The 16,311-nt window shown below is 35.2% G+C and carries 14 protein-coding genes; 2 read left to right on the plus strand and 12 right to left on the minus strand.

Annotated elements, in window-relative coordinates; all coding sequences use genetic code 11:
- Position 1: 1 nt before the first annotated feature.
- Genes BLS98_RS22135 through BLS98_RS22145 form a run of 3 tightly spaced genes read right to left on the minus strand, consistent with a single transcriptional unit; the run spans position 2 to position 4,168 of the window.
- Positions 2-1,261, minus strand: coding sequence for a DUF2851 family protein (locus tag BLS98_RS22135; protein WP_089739558.1), 1,260 nt, complete (start codon positions 1,259-1,261; stop codon positions 2-4).
- Positions 1,262-1,288: 27 nt separating this feature from the next.
- The gene (gene bshA / locus BLS98_RS22140; RefSeq protein ID WP_089739560.1) at positions 1,289-2,437 is read right to left on the minus strand and encodes an N-acetyl-alpha-D-glucosaminyl L-malate synthase BshA; all 1,149 of its coding nucleotides are present in this window, start codon (positions 2,435-2,437) and stop codon (positions 1,289-1,291) included.
- Positions 2,438-2,464: 27 nt separating this feature from the next.
- Positions 2,465-4,168, minus strand: a complete 1,704-nt coding sequence (locus BLS98_RS22145) for a glycoside hydrolase family 3 protein (RefSeq protein ID WP_089739562.1) — start codon at positions 4,166-4,168, stop codon at positions 2,465-2,467.
- Between the two features lie 116 nt (positions 4,169-4,284).
- On the opposite strand from BLS98_RS22145, the gene BLS98_RS22150 reads away from it, so the two are divergent.
- Positions 4,285-4,827, plus strand: coding sequence for a hypothetical protein (locus tag BLS98_RS22150; protein ID WP_089739564.1), 543 nt, complete (start codon positions 4,285-4,287; stop codon positions 4,825-4,827).
- A 361-nt stretch (positions 4,828-5,188) separates the two neighbouring features.
- Here BLS98_RS22150 and ribA read toward each other — a convergent pair whose 3' ends face one another.
- The 8 genes from ribA to BLS98_RS22190 all read right to left on the minus strand — a co-directional run bounded on the left by ribA (position 5,189) and on the right by BLS98_RS22190 (position 12,268).
- Entirely contained in the window at positions 5,189-5,785 is a 597-nt protein-coding gene (ribA, locus tag BLS98_RS22155) for a GTP cyclohydrolase II (protein ID WP_089739566.1), read from the minus strand.
- A gap of 18 nt (positions 5,786-5,803) precedes the next feature.
- Complete coding sequence (locus BLS98_RS22160) at positions 5,804-6,262, minus strand: hypothetical protein (protein WP_045492438.1); 459 nt, start codon at positions 6,260-6,262, stop codon at positions 5,804-5,806.
- Positions 6,259-6,873 carry a DUF4254 domain-containing protein gene (locus tag BLS98_RS22165; RefSeq protein WP_089739568.1) on the minus strand — a complete coding sequence of 205 codons (615 nt, stop codon included), beginning with the start codon at positions 6,871-6,873 and terminating at the stop codon, positions 6,259-6,261. The genes BLS98_RS22160 and BLS98_RS22165 overlap by 4 nt, the downstream gene beginning before the upstream one ends.
- 15 nt (positions 6,874-6,888) lie before the next feature.
- Entirely contained in the window at positions 6,889-7,101 is a 213-nt protein-coding gene (locus BLS98_RS22170; protein ID WP_089739570.1) for a twin-arginine translocase TatA/TatE family subunit, read from the minus strand.
- 31 nt (positions 7,102-7,132) lie between these two features.
- Positions 7,133-8,695, minus strand: coding sequence for a murein hydrolase activator EnvC family protein (locus BLS98_RS22175; RefSeq protein ID WP_089739572.1), 1,563 nt, complete (start codon positions 8,693-8,695; stop codon positions 7,133-7,135).
- Positions 8,692-9,537 (minus strand): lipoprotein insertase outer membrane protein LolB1, encoded by an 846-nt coding sequence (locus BLS98_RS22180; RefSeq protein WP_089739575.1) that lies wholly within the window; start codon positions 9,535-9,537, stop codon positions 8,692-8,694. Before BLS98_RS22180 ends, BLS98_RS22175 begins: the two co-directional genes overlap by 4 nt.
- 111 nt (positions 9,538-9,648) lie before the next feature.
- A complete protein-coding gene (locus tag BLS98_RS22185; RefSeq protein ID WP_089739577.1) occupies positions 9,649-10,665 on the minus strand; it encodes a sugar phosphate nucleotidyltransferase in 1,017 nt (338 codons plus the stop codon).
- Between the two features lie 148 nt (positions 10,666-10,813).
- Positions 10,814-12,268 carry a lipopolysaccharide biosynthesis protein gene (locus BLS98_RS22190; RefSeq protein ID WP_089739579.1) on the minus strand — a complete coding sequence of 485 codons (1,455 nt, stop codon included), beginning with the start codon at positions 12,266-12,268 and terminating at the stop codon, positions 10,814-10,816.
- A gap of 206 nt (positions 12,269-12,474) precedes the next feature.
- Here BLS98_RS22190 and BLS98_RS22195 point away from each other — a divergent pair, with 206 nt between their 5' ends.
- Positions 12,475-13,812: a dihydroorotase gene (locus BLS98_RS22195; RefSeq protein ID WP_089739581.1), complete on the plus strand. Its 1,338-nt coding sequence runs from the start codon at positions 12,475-12,477 to the stop codon at positions 13,810-13,812.
- A gap of 188 nt (positions 13,813-14,000) precedes the next feature.
- Here the strand turns inward: BLS98_RS22195 and BLS98_RS22200 are convergent, their stop codons facing one another.
- Complete coding sequence (locus BLS98_RS22200; RefSeq protein WP_089739583.1) at positions 14,001-16,298, minus strand: GH92 family glycosyl hydrolase; 2,298 nt, start codon at positions 16,296-16,298, stop codon at positions 14,001-14,003.
- Positions 16,299-16,311: the final 13 nt, after the last annotated feature.

Genomic DNA, 16,311 nt, shown 5'->3' on the forward strand with positions numbered 1-16,311 from the left:
TTCAAGATTCTTTTAAAAGTTTAAATCCAATACTGCAAGTTAAGCAATTTTTTTCGGCACATGAATTTTTATAGTGATAAATGAGACTCTGACTTTCCAGAGCATTGGTGATGGGTACCCCAAGATTTTTCCAGTTCTGGATGACTGAGTTTTTTTCAGCCGTAATATTCTGATAGAATCCTATGATCTTATCCACAATTTCTTCACTGTGATATTTATGGTAAGTATATTGTAAAGGAAGAATAGTATTCAGAATGATGATATCAATAAAATCTTTACTTAGCGCTTTAGGTTGTACTTTTGAAATAGTTCCGAAATTAAAATGGCAATCCCAGTATTCAGAAGCTTTTACTGATTTAAAAAGATCATAGAGTTCTTCAATACTTTCTGCATCCATGACTTTTGAAAATAAATTTTGATGTTGATAAAGATTGGCCAGCTGAGACAACCGGATGGTAGGGAAATTGGGTGGCCGTAATCTTAAAAACTTAGGATGAAATATAAGATCCGAAATCTTAAACTTTGCTTTAAGAAAATCAAACTCCCGTTTCCATATTTTCATTTGGCCGTCTACAGGTGTTGTGAGCCATCCTGAAATTCCAAACAACAGAGCTTCAAGCTGCAACGGATTTTGGCGGATTTTATTGATAATACTATAATCTACACTTTCTGAAATCTGTTTGAAAATATGAGCATTCACTTTTAATCCGAAAGAATAGGCAAGGCTGTGAAATAAAACCGCTTCAAAATTATTTTTATATAGGATTAAATTTTGCTCCAACTCAATAGACTTTTCTTCCAGTTTTTTCAGAATATTTCCTTCATGAAAATTCACGGGAATTTTGTCTTTATCGAAAATATTCTCACAGGCGATAAACTGATTTCCATTGATTAATCTTTCATATTTCCAGACTATATTTTCATCAATATAATGTTTCAACTCGAGGGTAGGAACCTTTTGCTGAGTAAGCATACTAATTTCGATGTCATGCTGAAAAACAACATGAAGAATAATGTTCTGGTAATTAGGATCCTGAGAATGATTATGGAAAATCCAGTCTGAAGAGCGGATATGCAGTTCTATATTTCCGGCAAGAATGACACCGTTGATTTTGATTTTAGAATCAAGAAAATCCGGGCCGGCATCTTTGTTCCATTTCCCGAATTGTATAATTTCAACGGAATTTCCTTCAATATCCTTGAAGTCAAAATATTTGAAAACCTTATAGTTCCAAAGATATTGAAGTAATTTTTCCGTCATAGTATGACGATAAATATAATAGAAATATTATACTTTCGTCAACTCCTTTTTAAAATTTTCTATAGTCGTTCTATACATTTTCTCATAGATAGGAAGAATGTTTTTCAAGTCGAACTTTATTGCCTGTTCTTTCGCATTTTCTTTCATTTTAGTTAAAAGTTCTTCATTGCTCAACAGTTTGATTGTATAGTTGCTCATGGCTTCTACATTTCCGATTTCTGCTAAATATCCCGTTTCTCCCTGAATATTTACCTCAGGAATTCCTCCTGCATTCGAACTGATAACCGGAGTATAGGCTGCCATTGCTTCCAAAGCTGCCAGACCAAAACTTTCCTGCTCTGAAGGAAGTAAAAACACATCAGAAAGCTGCAAAATTTTATAAAGATCATTTACTTTCCCCAGAAGGCGGATTTTTGAGATAAGATCCGGATTTTCTTCAAGGAACTGGTTCACCTTTTCCATATCAGGACCTTCACCAATGATGATAAGTTTGGATTTAACTTTCTTCTCAACATTTTTAAAGATCTGTAATACTTCATCCACACGTTTTACAGGACGAAGATTCGATACATGGATCAATATTTTTTCATCAGGATTTGCAAACTGAGTTCTTTGACATTCCGTACAGTCATCAAATTCAGAATTATCAATAAAATTGGTAATCACCTGAATTTCCTTTTTGATGTTGAAAAACTGCAGCGTATCCTTTTTCAGACTTTCAGAAACCGAAGTAATGGCATCTGATTGGTTAATGGAAAACTCTACCGCATGTTTATAACTTGGATGCTGCCCTACAAGGGTAATATCTGTTCCGTGAAGAGTTGTTACCAAAGGAATATCATTATTGTCTTCCTGGAGCATTTGCTTAGCTGTAAAAGCCGCATATGCATAAGGAATGGCATAATGAGCATGCAGCAGATCAAGTTTATATAGATTAACAACCCTGTAGATCATAGAACTTAACGCAATATCATAAGGCTGATACTGGAAAAGCGGATAGGTCTGAACATTTACTCTGTGAAAGAAAATATTCGGATTGGTAATGTCTAATCTTGCAGGAAGAGCAGAGCTGATGAAGTGTACTTCATATCCTTTATTGGCAAGAGACATTCCCAGTTCTGTTGCTACAATTCCGCTTCCACCGTAAGTTGGATAGCAAAGTATGCCTATTTTCATTAGATTATTGTTGTTTTGATGTTGTTTTTATTTTGTATTCATTGGGGAAGCAGGATTTAGGTCTATTCCCATTCCTGGCTTCAGCTGATCGTTAACCAATACAGGAAGCCTACCCCAGATTTTTGTTTTTCCGTTTAAAGCATCCGCAGTTGCATTCATAGAATCGTCATTGTTTTCGTAAGATACCAGAACTGTTGAAACTTTGGATAGATCAATATCTTTTAAAGCATAAGCACTTCCGAATACATTAAGAATGACATTCTGATTTTTAGTAAGATAAGCAAGAACCTTTTTAGATTCTGCAGAGATTTTATACGGTTTATAAGCTGTTGAATTATCCTTGTGGAAACCAACAATTACTGTAGATCCTGCTGGGATTGTATTAATCTCACTTGCCTTTTTAATCATCATATTTGATCCCATTCTACTGGCAAATGTCTGGTAAGGAGCTTCTTCCAAAGGAATATAATAAACTTGCTTTCCGGATAATGGAAGCAGTTTTTTTTCATCCTTTAATAACGTGATAGCATTGGAATAAAGGTTCTGAACCAACGTTTTATGAGAATCATTATTAAGATCAGCATTGATGTTCTCAGGATTCTTAGGAGAGTATTGAGTAAGTCCTAAGAAGTATTTTGTTAAAAGAATTTTCTTTACACTTTCTTCTACTCTGGATTGAGAAATTTCATTGGTATCAATTGCTTTCTGAATCAGTTTTTTCCCTTCTGAAACTCCCTGAGAGAAAAGCATGATATCATTTCCGGCTTTAAATGCCATAGCATCCAGTTCTCCCGGCTTGTATTTGTTAGCAACAGCACCCATATTTAAGGCGTCTGTGATAATTAATCCTTTATAGCCAAGTTTGTCCTTCAATAGCCCTGTGATGATATTTTTAGAAACAGAAGCAGGAATTCCTTTTCCGGATTCTAAGCTTGGAACGTATAAGTGAGCCACCATAACCCCACCAATGCCTTTATCCATTAAAGCTTTAAAGGGAGCCAGTTCTGTTGAGTTAAGTCTTTCAATACTGTGGGAAACCACCGGAAGATCAAGATGTGAATCTGTACTGGTATCTCCGTGGCCAGGGAAATGTTTAATGGCTGCTAAGATATTATTATCCTGAAGTCCATTAGAATAGGATAGGGCAGAACTGATAACATTGTCTACCTCAGAGCCGAAACTTCTGTTACCGATGATAGGATTGTTCGGATTGGTATTTACATCCACCACCGGAGCAAAATCCCAGTTGATTCCCATTCTGTGACAATCTTCAGCAATTTTAGCAGACATCTGATACACTAAATTTTTGTCCTGAATAGCTCCCAAAGTCATGGCCCATGGAAATTTATGTGCCGTTGCAATTCTCTGGAATAACCCCCATTCAGCATCCATTCCAATCATTAAAGGAATTTTGGATTTTTGCTGGAATTCATTCACCAGGTTGATTTCTCTTGCGGCATCATCCTGCATCAGGATTAAACCTCCGATTTTATCATTAGCAACAATGTTTCTTACCTGATTGATATAGTCTTCTCCTTTATTGGTATAAAGAGCAACAATAAAAAGCTGTCCCAGTTTTTCATCCTGTGAAAGATTTTTATACGTTTTTTCAACCCATTGCTGAGCCTTTTTCATGTCTTCTTTCGAAGTGTTTTTTGGCTGATACTGGGCATTCATCCTAGGACTAATCAATGCTGCAATAAAGAGTGAAGTATATAATAATTTCTTCATGACTTTTTGAATAAGAACAAAAATACAATTAAAAAAATTGACAAAAACAAAGATTTTGAAATTTTTGGTATATGATTTGAATACGCAATATAAATAATAACTAAACATTTATAGAAATGAGAAAAATTCTTCCACTTATATTATTAGCCGGTGTCGGATTTCTTACATATAGTTGTGATAACAGCAATAATGATCCGGTTGTGGTGAATCCTGGTCAGGATAATGACACAGTAGGAGTTGCTTTTGATGCTTATCCTTTATTTAAAAAAGTAAAAAATAATTTATATCAATCTCAGCAAACATTCCAAAAACAATTGGTAAGTGCAGATATGGTACTTATTTACATTCAGGTGGACGGGACCAATGATACTCCTGTTTGGAGACTTCTTCCTTATACACGTTATGCGGATGATGGATCACCTGTTGACTACTCATATGACTTTAGTAAAGTTGATGTTCTTTTTAGTGTAAACTCAACATTGGATTTAAGTTTACCTGCAAATTCAGGATTCTATACTAATAAGAGATTCAGAGTTGTAATTATACCTGCTGATATGGCTAAGAGCGCTAAATCTGCTGCTCCAACAGTTGATTATAGTGATTACAATAGTGTAATTAAGCAGTATAAAATTGATGAGTCTAAAATCAAGACTCTTTAATTAAGAAATATCTTTTCAGTTTTTTATAATTAAAAAAGCTTCGGGAGTTAATCTTCCGGGGCTTTTGATTTTTTATAAGAGTTGAATGATGGGAAAGTTCAAAATTATCAGATTGGAAAGTAATAGGCAATAATATCTCTAATGACCTTTTAAAGACTATTAAAGTACTTTTGATGAGGTAGTGGATACATAATAATCATTAACAAGTAACACACTGAAAAATTCAATAGGAAGGAATTAAATGGGTTCATTTAATCATAAAATAGGACACAGGGTTTCAGTCAGATTTTATATTGAAATATATCAGATCTAGTGATCTAATAAAAAAGCTTCAGAATACGTCCTGAAGCTTTTATTTTATCTAGTTATCATTGTCATCGAGTAGATGTCCAAAGAAATCTTTTTTTGTCTGTAAATAGCCTTTACTAATTTCGTTGGCAGGAATTTGTAAAGGAATCCTTGAGTTGAGATGAACATTGCTGTCTACCACATATTTTACTTTCTCAGGATTATTGGTTAAAAGGTTGACATCTTTTACATCCAACAGGTTAAGAATTTCAATGGCTACCCCAAAGTTTCTGTCATCTGCAGGAAGTCCCAGTTCAAGATTAGCTTGTACTGTGTCAAGTCCCTTCTCTTGTAATGAATATGCCTTTAATTTATTGATGATACCAATATTACGGCCTTCCTGACGAAGGTAAATAATAATACCACCGTTTTCGTGGATATATTTCATGGCTGCATCCAATTGCTGGCCGCATTCACATTTTTTTGAATGGAAGACTTCTCCTGTAATACATTCTGAATGGAAACGGACATTAACAGGTTTTGAAAAATCTGTATTGTCTGCGATGATTGCCATGTGAGGCATCCAGTCGTTTTCATTCTCGGAGAAAGCGATCATTCGGAAATTGCCGTGCTCTGTAGGAACGTTGGCTTCCGCCTGAATTTTAATCATTGATAGTTCAATTAGTTTTTAACTTCCTGGTAAAGCATCTTCAATTACAGAAATATTGGTTTTTAAACGCACCAAATATCTGTTAAGAACTTCATCATCATCTTTTTCAAGGCTTTGTCTTTGCTTTTGAATTTTTTTGTATGATTTTTCGAAGCTTTTTAGCGCTCTGCTTTTACCTGCAGAATTATTAGCATCAATAGCATATAAATAATTCTGAAGACTGTATTTCAAACTTGTGATTTCATCATTAAGCCCATTGTTTTTAAACTTAGGGAAAGTAGAGATGATATTTGAAATTTCAGAAGCGTTTATGTTTTCCTTGATATTGATATTAAAACTCTTCTTAGAGCCTCTATCAGAATCAGAGCCTTTTGTATCGCTATAAAAGTTATTTGACAGCGGAGAAAGGTTAAGCTTTTCCGTTGCGCAGGAAGATGTTAATATTAGTAATACTCCAAAAAAAACTAGTCTTTTCATTTTTGTTGCCCTTTTTGATAAAGGATTGGGTTAAGACTTTCATCGTTATACATTTTCATTTGTTTGTATACTTTCATCTTAACGTTACCGTTTTCAATATCAGCAAGCAACTGATTTATAGAAGTTGTTAGATCTTCCTTCTGAATAAGCAGAACATCCAGTTTAGCCTGGCAATTATTTCTGTGTTCTTCAGAGGCGGATTCTCTATTAGCTTCTAATGACATGTGATAAACCTTTAAGGCAAGAATTGATAATCTGTCTACTGCCCAAGCGGGAGTTTCTGTATTTATCTTTGCTTCAGGTTTAGGAGTTATATTTTCAAACTTATTAAGGAACCAGCTGTCAATATATTCTACCAGATCAGTTCTTTTCTGATTGGAGGTATCTATTGTTCTCTTCAGTTGAAGAGCTTCTGCCGGATCAATATTTTCATCTCTAATAATATCTTCCAGATGCCATTGAACGGTATCAATCCAGTTCTTTGCATACAAAATCCGTTCCAAACTATCTTTTTCGAACGGGTTATTAATTAGAGTGTTAACGTCATCAGACACGTGATAGTCTTCAATAGATTGATTGAAGACCTTCCATGCAGTCTCAGTAAATTTCATTAATTCTAAGGAATTTTAGTTGCTTGGAGAATTATTATCTGTAGAAGACGATTTTTTTTCAGAACCTGGTTTGTCTTCTTCTTTTACCGCATCTTTAAATTCTTTGATCCCTGAACCAACTCCTCTCATTAGTTCCGGAATTTTCTTTCCTCCAAAAAGCAATACTAAAAGTATAGCTACGATAAGGATATGTTGCCAAGATAAGGCAAGTATTGTTAGTGTATTCATCTCTTAAAATTTTTGCAAAGTTACACTTTTTTTAATATGAAATCCAACCTAGTGGATCAACTGGCGTACTTCCGTTCCATACTTGGAAATCAAGGGTGTACGCACCATCAAAATCCTGAGCTACAGTTCCTACGGGAGTTCCTGCAGAAACCTGTTGTCCTTTGGAAACACTTACATTTCCTAAGTTGGAATAAATGGTAAAGTAGCTTCCGTGTTTAATGATTACGGTTTTTGTACCATCATTGTTAGCAAGTACTGAAGATACAGATCCCGGATATACAGATTTTGCACGGGTACCTGCTGGTACAGAAAGTTTGATACCGTTATTTTCTTCAGTAATATTTTTGAACACAGGGTGGGGCTGCCTTCCGAAACGGTGAGTGATACGTCCTGCTTTGTCTGTAGGATATCCTAATCTTCCTCTGTTTTCAGCAAAACTGCTTCCTGTGGAGGTAGTAACCCCATAGCTTGTCATAGCCTTAGATTCTGCCGCTTTTTTGTCTTCTTCTTTTCTCTTGGCTAGGGCTAATTCTGCGGCTCTTGCTGCTGCAAGTTTATCTGCTGCTTCTTTAGATTTGGCTGCTGCTTCATCAGATGCTTTTTTAGCAGCTATTTTTCTTGCTTCATCTTTCGCGCTGGCTTCAGCTCTTGCTGCTTCTTCATTACGTTTTCTTTCTTCTTCAGCTCTTCTTGCTGCTAATTCTGCCGCTTTTTTAGCTTCAGCTTCAGCAATTCTTCTTTCTCTTTCCAAAGCTTCAGCTCTTGCTTTAGCTTCAGCTTCAATTCTTGCTTTTTCTCTTTCTGCAGCAAGCTTTGCTAAACGTATTTTTTCTGCTTCTGCTTTTCTTCTGGCTTCTTCTTCCGCTTTTGCGATTCTGATTTCTTCTGCAATAATTGCTCTGATCTGTCCTTCAAGAGCTTTAGACTGAACTTGTTTTTGCTTCAGTTCACCGGTAAGTTTTACTTCGTTCTTTTTAAAATCAGCTACCAGTTGCTCTTTTTGAGCTCTTTCCGCATTAATTGTCGCTAAATCCTTCTGTTGGTTTACCAGAAGGTTTTGTTTCTCTTTTACAGAATTTTGTCTTTGTGTAATGGTTTTTTTGATCTGATTGGCAGCGTCAGTAATTTCAGCTGCTTTTTTATCCTGATAATCTGAATACTGTTTTAAATACTGTACTCTTCGAATACCTTCACCCAGATTTTTAGACGAAAGAATGAAGGTTACTTTATTCTGTACCCCTTTATTTTTATAAGCATTTACCAAGACTTCAGCATAATTCTTTCTCAGAACTGCCAATTCCTTATTCTGACGATTGATCTCAAGCTGCTTCAGATAGATGTCATCTTCAATAAATCTCTTTTCTTTTTGAGTGTTATTGTAGACCTTTTCTCTTAATACTAACTTTTGATTAACGTTGGTAAGGTAGGCTATGGAAAGTTTAGATTCGCTTCTTGTTTTAGCTAAATCTGTATTTATTTGTGCAATTTGTTTTTTAAGTTCGGCATTCTGCTTCTGCAGCTGTTCTTTCTTCTGCTGTCCCTGGTGCAGTCCAAACATAAGAACACCTATTAAAAAGCTAAATTTTTTAATCATTTAATCTCAATTTTCTTATAACTGGATGGTACAGAATAAGGTGTTTCCATCCTCGAAAAGTCAAATTTCGTATTTTCCATTAAAATTTGACTAGATTTTGAACCTTTTATAATTATTTTAACATTTTGCGGAAGACGAATTCCATTGTATTCATTCCAGTCACTGTAAGATATTTCTAACTCATCCGGAGATAAAACATCTTTTAGATTAACGCTCAGTAAATCATAATTGGTGTCGTATTGCAGCTCAATTTTGTACTCTCTGTTTTTTTCATCGGTTACAATTTTTTGGTTTACATTAGAAACCATTTTATAACCTTGTGCATTTTGAGTGAGTATAAACTGAGAATCGTTAATCTTTACAAACGTTCTTCCCAACAGGATTTTCTCCAGTGCTTTGTAATCAATAAAGTTAACATTCAGCAGATTATTAAGATAATCAAAATCAGAATCAATATAAGTTTTGCTGGTTTTATCCTGTCCTTTTATTCCATCTGGAGTTGCAATTCCTCTGGCTACATTCAGGAACAGAGCTCTAAGGTTCATCCAAACCTTTTTATCATTTTCAATATAAACCGTAGCATCTAATGTAGGGATGAAACTTCCTGTTTCTACACGAACTTTACTGTCGATCTTTATTTGTTCGAATTTTGGTGCGATCAATACATGTTCATAAAAGGTAAGTTTATCCCTCACCGGTTGATTTACGTCTTTTGGATTTCTATTATCTTCAGCTGTTTTGATACTGTCCTGAGTATTCTCTGTATCACTTTTTACAGCGTTACGGGTTTTGCAGGAGGATAAAGCAAGAAGCAATAAAAGAAGTGGGATCCAATTTTTCATGTATTTATCTTTTTCGGTTAAAAAAACGGAGCAATATTAAAGCCAAACCACACAAAACATTTTGTGTGGTTTGGTTTTATCTTATTTAAGTTAAAGAATTTCTAATCTTATTTATTTTGAAAGAAAATCTAATACTGAATAATCTCCCAGAGAAATTTCTCTTGCTACTCCAAAATACTGAGCAGAATTACCAATCATAGAATTGGAAAGATTTCCGTGGTTGATTCTTGTATTTTCCTGGATCAGAGAGTTTTCGATATTAGAATTTACAATCGTCGTGTTGTTTCCTAATGAAACTCCAGGTCCTACTTTAGAGTTGGAGATTTTTACATTTTCTCCAATAAAGCATGGTGGAATGATTAATGAATTTTCAATCACTGCTGACGCAGGATAGTTAGCCATTTCAACTGTTTCGTAAGCAAGGATTTTACTATTGGTTTCTACTGTAGCATTTTTGTTACCGCAGTCCATCCAGTCGTTTACTTTACCCAGTGTGAATTTAGCTCCTTTTGATCTTAAGTTTTCCAGAGCTGTAGTCAATTGATATTCTCCACCATTTTTAATATCATTATCCATGATATAGTTGATCTCTTCCATCAGTTTTTCAGCACTGTTGAAGTAGTAAATACCAATAATGGCAAGATCGGAAACAAAGGTCTTAGGCTTTTCAACGAAGTCTGTAATGAAACCATAGTTATCCAGTTTTACCACTCCGAATGCGGATGGATCTTCTACACTTTTTACCCAGATTACTCCATCCGAATTTTTATCCAGTTGGAAATCTGCACGGAAAAGAGTATCAGCAAAAGCAATCACCACATCTCCTGTCATTGATTGTTCAGCACATTTGATGGCATGAGCAGTTCCAAGAGGGTCGTTCTGATAATATATGCTTCCTTTTGCTCCCAGTTTTTCGGCAATCTGAATTAAAGATTTTTCAATCTCAGGACCGAAGTCTCCGATGATAAAAGCTACTTCTTCAATATTTTCTCCTGCAACTTTAGCAATATCTTCCACTAATCTCTGTACGATAGGTTTCCCCGCGATAGGAATAAGTGGTTTTGGAACTGTTAATGTATGTGGACGTAATCTGGAACCACGTCCAGCCATTGGAACAATAATTTTCATAGATGATATAACGATGTTTTTTGTTTAAATGTAATGTATTTTGGGCCAAATATAATAATTAAAGCATTTTTAAATAGTAATACTAATCACATTTAGCAGTTTGTTTAGTTTTTTAAAGCTTAATAGCCATCAAAACTAAGACCAATTTCTAAGCTTTCTTAAGAATTTTGGATATTATGGCTTTTTCTTTAAAGGCTACAAGGCACAAGAACAAGATTAGAAATAAATTTCCTATCAGGTAGTTGGTTCTGAACTCATAAAAAGAAAGTAAGGAAAAAGTAATGGTGAATGCCAGATACATTACTATTTTTCCTGTATTATAATGAATAGGATATTGTTTCTGGCCCCAGATGTAGGAAATAACCATCATAGAGGTGAAAGTTATTAAAGCAGCCATAGCACTTGCCCAGTATCCATATTGAGGGATGAACAGGAAGTTAATTAAAATAGTAATACACGCTCCGATAATTGATATGTATAATCCAACTCTTGTCTGATCCGAAAGCTTATACCATATGGAAAGATTAAGATAGATTCCTAAGAATAAAGCGCCAAGCATTACAAAAGGAATGATTTTAATCCCTTCATAGTAAAGAGGGTTCCCAAGGTATTTTTCTGAAATCCATTGAAGGTTTACCATAAGACCCATATAAATAATACAGCTGCAGATGACGAAAATATCCATCAATACAGCATAGGTTTTATGGGAATCTTTATTTTTGAAACTAGAGAAGAAATAAGGTTCAATCCCCAGTTGATAGGCCTGCCTGAAAACGGTAATAAAGGTTGCGATTTTATACACAGCACCATATACACCAATCTGGTGACGGGCTTCTTCTTCCGGAAGCAAATATTTTAAAAACTGTCTGTCTAAAGTTTGGTTTACAATCCCTGCCAGTCCGGCAATCATAACCGGCCAGGAATAATTCATGATTTTTTTCCATAAGTTGAAATCAAATTTGGAAAAACTGAAACTGAAGAATTCTTTTCCAACAATTAAGAGGGTGATGATACTTTGTATGAGGTTTGCCACAAAAACATATCCGATACCAAAATCAGGATTGTATTTAAAACCGAATATACCTTCAGGATGTTTTGGAAGCCATTTTATGAAAAATAAGACCAATAAAAAGTAGATGGATGAACCTGCTACTTTTGAAAGCATATATTTAAAAGGTTTTCCCTGAAGCCTCAGAATTGCTGATGGAATGGTAGCAAAAGCATCCAGTGAAAGAATGAATAAAAAGATGACCAGAAAGTTTACCTGATCTGGTGTCTCAAAAGCTTGTGCCAGTTGATATCGGAAAACATAACCTAAAATGAGATAAATAAGACCAATGCTGATAATACTTACCGAACATGTTGAAATTAATGTCTTCTTGTCAATGTTTTCTTCCTGTGCAAAACGGAAGAAAGAGGTTTCCATGCCGTGAGTAAGCAATACTGTAATTACACCAGCTATAGAATACCAGTCTACAAAGGGAGATGAAGCCGCAGGTCCAAAAAATGAGGTGACGATTGGAGCAATAATAAATGGGAAAATTCGGACTAATACAGAACTTAGCCCATATACCGCAGTTTGCCCTAATAATTTCTTATACAATTCAAAAAATTTTATGCAAATGTAAATATTTAGAAATTGATTTATTACCAGTGGTATTAAAATTCATTCATAAACCTTAATTTTGCTTTTTAGAGAATTTAAAAGCAAGATGTTATCCATTAATAATTGTATTTATTCATCAGCCTTAATTGATAATTGACCCTTTTTTACCCTCTGATTTCTAATCTAATTTCTAAAAAAGTAAAATGAAGACCCTAATCAAAAATGTAAATATCGTCAACGAAGGTAAAATCTTTGAAAGCGATATTTTAATAGAAAATGACCTAATTTCTAAAGTAGCTTCCGGTATTTCCGAAGATGCAGATCAGATCATTGATGGTTCCGGAAAATATCTTCTTCCGGGTGTGATTGATGACCAAGTGCATTTCCGTGAGCCGGGCCTTACCCATAAAGGAGATATTGAAACCGAATCAAGATCAGCCATTGCTGGTGGAGTGACCAGCTTTATCGATCAACCTAATACCGTACCTAATGCTGTTACTCAGGAGCTACTGGCTGATAAATATGAAATAGCTTCCCAAAAAGCATATGCTAACTATGGCTTTATGATGGGAGGAACGAATGATAACCTTGAGGAAGTTTTGAAAACAAATCCTAGAAATGTTCCGGGAATTAAATTGTTCCTTGGATCATCTACAGGAAATATGTTGGTAGATAATCCGGAAACACTGGAAAATATTTTTAGCAATACAAAAATGCTGATTGCTGTTCATTGTGAAGATGAAGCTACGATCAGAGCCAATACTCAAAAGTATATGGATGAATATGGAGAAGATATTCCGGTGAAGTTTCACCACTTAATCAGAAGCGAGGAGGCTTGCTATAAATCTTCTTCAAAAGCCATTGAACTGGCGCAGAAAACAGGAGCAAGACTTCACGTTTTCCACCTTTCAACCGCTAAGGAAATGGAATTATTCAGAAATGATATTCCATTAAAAGATAAAAAGATTACCGCTGAGGTATGTGTTCATCATCTTACTTTTACCAATGAAGATTATGATACTAAAGGAGGATTAATCAAATGGAATCCGGCTGTAAAAACACAAAAAGATAAAGATGCGCTTTGGGAAGCATTATTGGATGACAGAATTGACGTGATAGCAACAGATCACGCACCTCATACTGCAGAAGAAAAGGATAATGTGTATACAAAATGTCCATCGGGAGCACCTTTGGTTCAGCATTCATTAGTAGTGATGTTGGAAAATTATAAAAACGGTAAAATCTCACTTGAGAAAATTGTTGAGAAAATGTCTCACAATCCAGCTATTCTTTTCAGAGTGGAGAAGAGGGGATTTGTAAAAGAAGGGTATAAAGCAGACCTGGTTTTAGTAGATTTAAATGCAGACTGGACAGTATCCAAAGATAATTTACTATACAAATGTGGCTGGAGCCCATTGGAAGGAATGAACTTCCATTCTAAAGTTACCCATACCTTTGTAAATGGGCACCTTGTTTATGACAATGGAAAAATTGCTGAGGAGAAATTTGGGGAGAGACTGCTTTTTGAAGTGAAAGAGTAAGACTATTATAAAAATTCAATAGAAGCGGGCTTTAGCCCGCTTTTTTTATTTCAGATATTCCATTGGCTTTAGCCAAAACTAATCCTCCTGTAATATTTTTATTTCTCGCAAATCACACAGATTTAAAACCGTAATTATCTGCTCCATATGTGTAATTTGCGAGAGATTATTTAAAATTCTGAAAAAGTCTATTTTTTAGCTTTATTTCCCATATAAAAAGTAAGTTTTCCACCATTCATAATCTCAGAATGTTTCAAGGTGAAATTCTTAATTTCTTTTCCGTTTAAAAGAATCTTTTGAACATATACATTTTGCGGACTTTGATTGATAGCTTCAATTTCAAAAGTTTTTCCATTTTCTAGATTTAAAATCGCATTATCAATGGCTGGGCTTCCGATAGAATAATTTTCTGAACCAGGAGCTACAGGATAAAAGCCTAATGAACTTAAAATATACCACGCACTCATTTGTCCCGTATCATCATTTCCTCCTAATCCATCAGGGGTTGCCTTGTATTGCATTTCAAGAATATGACGAATCTGTGATTGAGTTTTCCAGGGTTGGCCTGCCCAATTATAAAGATAAGCGACATGGTGTGCCGGTTCGTTTCCGTGAACATAGCCGCCAATAATTCCTTCTCTGGTAATATCTTCAGTGTCTGCGAAAAACGAATCTGATAAGTGCATAGAGAACAGCTCATCCAGTTTTGAAGCAAATTTCTTTTTTCCACCCATCATCGTGATCAGTTCATCAGGGTTTTGCGGAACAAAAAAACTATAGTTCCATGAGTTTCCTTCAATGAATCCCTGTCCATGAGTACTTAATACATCAAAATCTTTTTTGAAGCTTCCATCAGTCAGGCGTGGGCGCATAAATCCAATAGTTTTATCAAAATTATTCTTCCAGTTTTCAGAGCGTTTGATGAATTGATTATAGATTTCTATTTCTCCCAGGTGTTTTGCTAATTGCGCAATAGCCCAGTCATCATAGGCATATTCCAGAGTATTAGAAACTGAAGTGCCATTTTTCTCAGCGGGAATATAGCCTAAATCAATATATAGTCCGATGCCTTCATAGTCTCTTTTGTTGGCCGTTTCTACACAAGCTTTAAGGGCTTCTTTCGGATCATCGTTATAATTTCCTTTGATAATGGCATCTGCTACCACACTTACACTGTGATAACCACTCATGCACCAGTTATCATTAGCGTAATGAGACCAGATGGGTAACATTTTCATAGAAAATTGATTATAATGTGCCATCATTGATCTTACCATATCATTATTCCGTTTAGGCTGGATAATATTAAAGAATGGGTGAAGAGCCCTATAAGTATCCCAAAGAGAAAATGTTGTATAGTTGGTGAAATTTTCTGCCTTGTGCGTATTCTGATCTAATCCTTTATATTCTCCGTTTACATCCATATAGGTGGTGGGATTGATGAAGGTATGATACATTGCAGTATAAAAATTGGTCTTTTGAGGATCCGAGCCTTTAATGACAATTTTATTCAATTCCTTATTCCAATCCTCCTGTGCTTTTGTTTTTACTTGGTCAAAAGATAAATTTCCAGTTTCTTTTTCGAGATTTTCCAATGCGTTGGCTTGGCTTACCGGAGAAATGGCAAGTTTAATTTCAATGGCTTCATTCTCATTGGTATCAAAATCAAAATACATCTTCAGATTCTTACCTGCGATTTCAGGGAAATTTTTAGTCTGATCAAATTTTCTCCAAAACCCTTTGTATGCTTGTTTTTCATCATAACTTTTCTGGCCGTAGGATTTGAATGGTTTTGAAAACTTCATCGCAAAATAAACGGTTCTGGTTCTTGCCCAGCCATTGGTTTGTCGGTAACCTGTGATTGTACTGCCATTTTCCACACGAGCGTAGGTCCAGACATTTTTCCCATCATAATTGTAAATTCCAGCCATCAGATCTAAAATGATATGAGACTGGTCAGATTTAGGAAAAGTATATCGATGAACCCCAACTCTAGGAGTAGCCGTTAATTCCGCCAGAATATTATGATCGTCAAGTTTTACCTGATAATATCCGGCTTCTGCCTTTTCATTCTGATGTGAAAACCTGCTTCTGTATCCGTTTTCAGGGTTGGATGCTGTTCCGGGATTAAGCTGAAGTTTCCCTACAGTAGGCATTATCAGAAAATCTCCAAGATCAGAGTGTCCTGTTCCACTGAAATGAGTAGAACTGAAACCTGTAATCGTTTTGTCTTCATAGCGATAACCTGCGCAATATTTGTAAACTTCACCATTGTATTTTCCATTAAGTTCATAAGAAATACTATCGGTTTCAGGGCTTAATTGTATGGCTCCAAAAGGAACGGTAGCACCGGGATAGGTATGACCCATTTTTTCAGTACCGATGAGTGGATTTACATATTGATACAGTTTTTCAAATTTTTGAGCTTTATTATATACACTGAAAAACAGCAATGCTGCAAAAATAGAAGTCCCCGGATTTCTCATAAGCGAATAGATT

The organism is Chryseobacterium jejuense (assembly GCF_900100075.1).
Lineage (GTDB): Bacteria > Bacteroidota > Bacteroidia > Flavobacteriales > Weeksellaceae > Chryseobacterium > Chryseobacterium jejuense.

Excerpts from the sequence above, each read along its gene's own strand:
- BLS98_RS22170 (WP_089739570.1), bottom strand. The coding sequence starts at position 7,101 with ATGAATACACTAACAATACTTGCCTTATCTTGGCAACATATCCTTATC.
- BLS98_RS22185 (WP_089739577.1), bottom strand. The coding sequence starts at position 10,665 with ATGAAAATTATTGTTCCAATGGCTGGACGTGGTTCCAGATTACGTCCA.
- bshA (WP_089739560.1), bottom strand. The coding sequence starts at position 2,437 with ATGAAAATAGGCATACTTTGCTATCCAACTTACGGTGGAAGCGGAATT.
- BLS98_RS22180 (WP_089739575.1), bottom strand. The coding sequence starts at position 9,537 with ATGAAAAATTGGATCCCACTTCTTTTATTGCTTCTTGCTTTATCCTCC.
- BLS98_RS22165 (WP_089739568.1), bottom strand. The coding sequence starts at position 6,873 with ATGAAATTTACTGAGACTGCATGGAAGGTCTTCAATCAATCTATTGAA.
- BLS98_RS22150 (WP_089739564.1), top strand. The coding sequence starts at position 4,285 with ATGAGAAAAATTCTTCCACTTATATTATTAGCCGGTGTCGGATTTCTT.
- BLS98_RS22135 (WP_089739558.1), bottom strand. The coding sequence starts at position 1,261 with ATGACGGAAAAATTACTTCAATATCTTTGGAACTATAAGGTTTTCAAA.
- BLS98_RS22175 (WP_089739572.1), bottom strand. The coding sequence starts at position 8,695 with ATGATTAAAAAATTTAGCTTTTTAATAGGTGTTCTTATGTTTGGACTG.
- BLS98_RS22145 (WP_089739562.1), bottom strand. The coding sequence starts at position 4,168 with ATGAAGAAATTATTATATACTTCACTCTTTATTGCAGCATTGATTAGT.
- BLS98_RS22160 (WP_045492438.1), bottom strand. The coding sequence starts at position 6,262 with ATGAAAAGACTAGTTTTTTTTGGAGTATTACTAATATTAACATCTTCC.
- BLS98_RS22195 (WP_089739581.1), top strand. The coding sequence starts at position 12,475 with ATGAAGACCCTAATCAAAAATGTAAATATCGTCAACGAAGGTAAAATC.
- BLS98_RS22200 (WP_089739583.1), bottom strand. The coding sequence starts at position 16,298 with ATGAGAAATCCGGGGACTTCTATTTTTGCAGCATTGCTGTTTTTCAGT.
- ribA (WP_089739566.1), bottom strand. The coding sequence starts at position 5,785 with ATGATTAAAATTCAGGCGGAAGCCAACGTTCCTACAGAGCACGGCAAT.